The sequence below is a fragment of the Plesiomonas sp. genome (assembly GCF_051650925.1).
Taxonomy (GTDB): Bacteria; Pseudomonadota; Gammaproteobacteria; order Enterobacterales; family CAMTGL01; genus Plesiomonas.
The window spans coordinates 1-1524 of record NZ_JBOFRH010000086.1; the positions used below are offsets into that span (position 1 = coordinate 1).

At 51.0% G+C, this 1524-nt stretch carries 2 protein-coding genes; both read right to left on the bottom strand.

Annotated features, from left to right (window positions below):
• Window positions 1-466: ATP-binding cassette domain-containing protein (locus ACRC27_RS01950; RefSeq protein WP_438639063.1), on the bottom strand; the 466-nt coding region annotated here is incomplete at its 3' end.
• Window positions 450-1445, bottom strand: coding sequence for a vitamin B12 ABC transporter permease BtuC (btuC, locus tag ACRC27_RS01955; RefSeq protein ID WP_438639064.1), 996 nt, complete (start codon window positions 1443-1445; stop codon window positions 450-452). The genes btuC and ACRC27_RS01950, both read right to left, overlap by 17 nt.
• Window positions 1446-1524: the final 79 nt, after the last annotated feature.

Consider the following 1524-nt stretch of genomic DNA (forward strand, 5'->3'; position numbering starts at 1 on the left):
CTCTTTGCCATTCCCCACCAGATAAATGTGAAATCATGCAAGAAAGTTTCGGCTCTAACGATAACCGGCGGGTTAATTCACGCACAGCCAATTCCGTCTCTGCAGTTAACGGATGGCGTAGGTAGGTATGAATATACTGGTAGACGGGTAAATCTAACCCAGGATACTGTTGCTGCGGTAAATAGCCACGTAAGCGTGCCAATTGCGCTACCGAGCAACTTGATAATAGGCGCGGTCTCTCGTTATCAGCCTCGATATGGGGATGACGTGATGTAGCCCTTAATGGCGTTACATCATTCAGCAATACTTGCCCCTGTTCGGGATGTAACATGCCTGCCAATATCGCCAGCAGTGTACTTTTGCCAGCACCATTAGGGCCAATGAGATGCGTAATTTGTGCTGGCTGGATAATGCCCGACACACCGCACAAACGAGAACCGAGGTGTAAATCAGTCGCTTGTAACATGACGTAATAGCATCCATACAAAAAGTGGCGCACCAATACTGGCTGTAACAACCCCTACCGGCAATTCTGCGGCATTCAGTGACAATCGCGCGACTAAATCCGCCAGCATCATCGCTGCCGCGCCACACAGACCACAGGCCGGCAATAAATAGCGCTGATCCGTAAAACCACCGAGACGCAGGAGATGCGGCACAATCAACCCGACAAAACTAATAATGCCGGCCAACGCCACGCTACTGCCAATAATGACCGCTACTGCCAGCACCAACATGATCCGTAATACCCGAGTATTAAGACCTAATTGACGCGCAGCGGTATCACCCAACATCAAAAGATTAAACACTTGCCCACGGCTTAGCAGCCACAACAACGGAATGACCAGAAGCGGCAGCAGCCACAGTTGTGACCAACTGATCCCGCCAAAGCTCCCCATCATCCAGTACATGAGCTGGCGCAGACTTAAATCATCACTGAGATACACCATCCACGTCATCAAGGCGCCACTAAGAATACTCAGCGCCACCCCCATCAACAACAGACGTGCATTATTCAGTTGTCGATAATGTGCCAACCAGAGAAGAAAGAGAGTGCTGATCAGCGCGCCCGTTATGGCCAATACACTGACTAACCATAACGGAGGAAATCCCTGATAAGCCCACATGGCGAATACCAGCAAGACCCCCGAGCCATTAGACAGCCCTAATAAGCCAGGCTCTGCCAATGGATTAGCAAACAGATTCTGCATTGCTGCCCCAGCGGTGGCCAGCGCCGCGCCGATTAAACAGGCCACGATTAAGCGCGGTAGGCGCAATTGGAATACCAGCATCTCGGTCATCGGATCATGCCAATTGTGCAACGTGACCCATTGCTCACCTGCCGCCAGACTAAATACAAACAACGCCACAACCAACAGCGCCATATAGCCGAGCCGACGTCGGCAGCGCTGCTGCTGTGCTAACACTAATTGATAAAATGGCATCAGAACATCAAATCACGAGAAGAAACAGGAACGACCGTCAGACAAGCGCGCTGGCCAATAGCCACATTCAGGTTTGGGA